The following is a 4,074-nucleotide window of genomic DNA, read 5'->3' on the forward strand; positions in this document are numbered from 1 at the left end:
TCGGCGAGCCTGGGCGCGCTGGTGATGAACGTGAACCAGCTGCACGAGGAGTCCCTCTACGTCCGCGACCACTCCCGGTTCCTGGACGAGGCGGCGCGACGCACCATTCCCAGCGGGGGCGATTCCGTTCCGGCACAGGTGAAGCAGGTCGTCCTCGACCAGGTCGGCTACCGCTACCCGGACCGGGAAGCCCTCGCCCTGGACGGGGTGTCACTCACGCTGCCCATGGGCTCGGTCACCGCCGTGGTCGGCGAGAACGGCTCAGGCAAGAGCACTCTGATGAAGGTGTTGTCGGGCCTGCTGCTGCCGCAGAGCGGGACCGTGTTGTGGGGCGATGCCGACGTCGCCTCCCTCGACCGCTCCGAGGTCTTCGCCCGCGTCGCGCTGCTCACCCAGGACTTCCAACGCTGGCCCGTGACCGCAGCGTTGAACATCCGGATCGGCCGACCCACCCAGGAAGCCGGTCCGGAGGACCTGCTGCCGTCCGTCGACTACGCAGGCGCCGGACCGGTCATCGCGAAACTTCCCGACGGCCTGCGCAGCCTGCTGGCCCGGATGTTCCGCGGCGCGAGTGAACTGTCCGGCGGCGAGTGGCAGAAGATCGGGCTCGCCCGTACCCACTGGCGCAGCTCCACCTCGGATGCCGACAGCCTCCTCATCGTGGACGAGCCCACCTCCGCTCTCGACCCGGAAGCCGAGATCGCCGCTTTCGACCGCATCCGCCGGCTCGCCGCCCCGAACCGGGCCGTCGTCCTGGTCACCCACCGCATGTCCGGCGTCCGCCACGCCGACCGCATCTACGTCCTGCACCACGGACGGCTCGTCGAGCACGGCAGCCACGAGGAACTCATGGCCGCCCAAGGGCGCTACGCCTCGATGTTCGACGCGCAAGCTGCCCAGTACGCCCCTGCGCGCACCATCCCCCGCCCCGGCTCCCCCACCGTCGCAGATCCCGCATGACCCGCTCGGAAGGCCCTGCGTGACGACTCCTCCCACCACCGTCCCGCCCGCTAGCAAAGGAGCCGCATGGCAACCACCCCAGGCACCGCCGACTACTGGGAGCCGCTCTGGGCCAGCGGACGCCGGTATCGGGAGGTCACCAGCACCGAGGCCACGCTGCTGGCCGACCATGTCGGACCGGGCCGCGGACGCCCGGCTCTCGACATCGGCACCGGCGAGGGCTCCCTCGCCCGCCACCTCCACCATCTCGGTTACCGCACCACGGGCATCGACTTCGCGCCCAGCGCCATCGCTACAGCCCGGAACGCCCAGCAGGGCGAGGGACCGGCCTGGCACCTGATGAACTTCACCTCCGATGACCTCAGCGCCCTGCCGGACGCCGCGTATGCGGTCGTCACCTGCCGCCTGGTCTACCGCTGGATGGACGACAAGGCAGCCTTCCTCGACCGCGTCCGGCAGGTCCTCGCACCCGGCGGGACCTTCTGGGTTGTCACTGAACTCGCCGGCCGCCGCGAGGAGAACGATCCGTACACGCACCTCGGGATCACACCCGCCGAGGCCGAGAAACTCACCGCAGGCTGGTCCGTCGTACGCACCGCCGATCTCGACGTGCTGCGCTGCTACGCACTCCGCCCCTGAACTCAACATGGAGGTTAACGTGTTGGACGACGAACAGCAGACCCGCCTCGCCTGGGACGCCTACGGACAACACCACCTGGGGCGCGGTACGCCCCTGACGGAAGTGGACCAGATCACCTGGGGCCCTGCCGCGAACGGGCCGGGGGACGCCATCCTCGGAGACATCAGGGGGCTGCGCGTCCTGGACATCGGCTGCGGCCCTGGCCGGCACGCCGCCCACCTGGCCCGCACCTACGCTGCGCACGTGGACGGCGTCGACGCTTCCCTCAGCCAGATCGAGAGAGCGCGCGCCCGCTACCCCGATGTACCGGGACTGCGGCTGGTCCACGCCGACGCCGTCGAGCACCTGGGCACGGCAGCGCCATACGACGTGGTCTACTCCGTCAGCACCTTCCACTTCCTCGACCCGCACCGACTCCTGCCCGCCCTAGCCGCCGCCCTCAAACCGGGCGGACGGCTGTACTTCACCGTGCTGCACACCAACTCCGCCGGCCACGGCCCCACCTCGACCATCACCCCACGCCCGGAGATCCTGCGACTGGCCGGCGGCGACGATCTCACTGTGCACATGTGGGTACTCACACCCGAGTTGTGGGAAGACCTGCTCGTCCAGTACGGCTTCCGCGTGCAGGGCATCACCGGCCTCGATGCGCCGGAGAAGAACAACCACGCCTCCTACCGGCTCTTCCAGGTTCACCGACCGGCCCGGATCACCGCCCGTCCTCGCACCCCGAAACCACCCGTCGCTCACGCGGCCGTCGGCGTCGGCGCCGTGCTACTCGGGCCCAAGGGCATCCTCCTTGGCCGACACCGGCTGGGCACACGGGAGCTGCCCGGCGGGACCGTGGAGCCGGGCGAGTCACTGCAGGAGGCAGTCGTGCGCGAACTCGCCGAGGAAACCGGCCTCCACGTCGGCCCCGCCGACGTCCGTCTTCTGGGCATGCTCCTCGACCAGGTCGGAGACGTCGTCCGCATCACCTTCGGCGCGCTCGTCACCCGCTGGCGGGGCGAGCCGACCGACCAGCCCGGCGAGAGCGTCGGCGACTGGCGCAGGTGGCCGCTGGACGCCCTGCCCCCGGGCCTGTTCGAGTGCAGCGCCCAGATCCTCACCGCTTGGCGCCCCGGCCTGCCGATCGACCACGCCCCCGCCCACTTCACCCCCATCACCGACCCGACCACGCCCCGCTCCGCGCGACCCGATTCGTGAACAGGCAGGACCGCACGGACGACCACACCGTGGCCCCCTACGAGGACAAACCCATGACCACTGCACGCCGCGCCACGCCCACCGACGCCGAAGCCATCACCCGCCTGCGATCCGAGCTGATCCTCTCCCAACCGCTCGACGCGGCCTGGCTGTCCCTCTGCCGAGACCAGCTGGCCCGACGGCTCCAACCTGGCGGCGACGCCCGGGCCTACGTCGTCGACGCACCCGAAGGAGGACTCGTCACCTGCGCCCTGGCCCTGGTCAGCCCCGTACTGCCCGCCCCACGGTACCCACAGGGACTGTCCGCACGCATCCAGGCCGTGGCCACCCAGCCCGGATACCGACGCCGCGGCTACGCAAAGGCTGCCCTCACCGCACTCCTTAATGACCTGGAGCAGGAAGACATCACCCTTTTCGAACTGCACGCCAGTGAGGAATCCAGACCCCTGTACGAGGGGCTCGGATTCGTCAGCGATCCGGCACTCATGCGCAGAACCGCACTACCTCGGCAATCCCACGGTCAGCACAGGTGCGGCGCTGCGACCGACGACTGGGACACGATCCTGTGTCTGGCCGACACGTTCAGCTGCCTCGACACCGAGAACGGACTCGCACCAGAGGAGCAATGGACCCTGCAAGTGCTCAAGCTCGCCGAAGAGGTAGGCGAGGCTGCACAGGCCGTCATCGGCGCCCGGGGCACCAATCCCCGCAAAGGCTGGATGCGCAGCTGGGTGTCGCTGAACTTCGTGGTGCGGTTCTGGCACGAGATCGGGGTGTCACGGCTGGTGGGATAGCCGGTGATCTTGACCTTGTTGTCGAAGCCGCGGTTTACGCCGAGGGCGTTGCCGCCCAGGAGGTCCTGGATGTCCTTGCCGTCCTTCGGCGGGATGCTCGTGCGACACCGAGCTTCAACTCGGTCTCGCCCAGGGGGCCGACGGATGGGTCGAAGTCGGAGGCACCAGCGTCTCCTCACCCATCATCGCGAGCGTCTACGCATTGGCCGGAAAAACATCTCAGGTGGCCAACGGCGCGTATCCGTACAGCCACACGCCGGCGCTGCACGACGTCACTGCGGGCAGCAACGGCTTCTGCGGCGGCACTTACCTGTGCACCGCCGGTCCGGGATACGACGGGCCGACCGGCCTCGGCACACCCAACGGGAGCAATGCTCATTACCTAATAGCAGTGCACGGCGCCGGATGACCCCTACTCAATACCCGGAGCCCTGACTCCTTTCCACAGGCAGAGGGCTCCGTCGCCGTGCACTC

4 protein-coding genes are annotated in these 4,074 nt (G+C 69.2%); all 4 read left to right on the forward strand.

Annotated elements, in window-relative coordinates:
* The coding region (locus AB0M27_RS46940; protein ID WP_365732331.1) for an ABC transporter ATP-binding protein at window positions 1–960 on the forward strand (960 nt) is incomplete at its 5' end.
* A 66-nt stretch (window positions 961–1,026) separates the two neighbouring features.
* Complete coding sequence (locus AB0M27_RS46945; RefSeq protein ID WP_365732332.1) at window positions 1,027–1,599, forward strand: class I SAM-dependent methyltransferase; 573 nt, start codon at window positions 1,027–1,029, stop codon at window positions 1,597–1,599.
* 19 nt (window positions 1,600–1,618) lie between these two features.
* On the forward strand, window positions 1,619–2,806 hold the full coding sequence (locus AB0M27_RS46950; RefSeq protein ID WP_365732333.1) for a bifunctional class I SAM-dependent methyltransferase/NUDIX hydrolase: 1,188 nt from the start codon (window positions 1,619–1,621) through the stop codon (window positions 2,804–2,806).
* A gap of 53 nt (window positions 2,807–2,859) precedes the next feature.
* Window positions 2,860–3,600: a GNAT family N-acetyltransferase gene (locus tag AB0M27_RS46955; protein ID WP_365732334.1), complete on the forward strand. Its 741-nt coding sequence runs from the start codon at window positions 2,860–2,862 to the stop codon at window positions 3,598–3,600.
* Window positions 3,601–4,074 lie beyond the last annotated feature (474 nt).

This window comes from Streptomyces sp. NPDC052107 (assembly GCF_040680215.1).
In the GTDB taxonomy this organism is placed as follows: domain Bacteria; phylum Actinomycetota; class Actinomycetes; order Streptomycetales; family Streptomycetaceae; genus Streptomyces.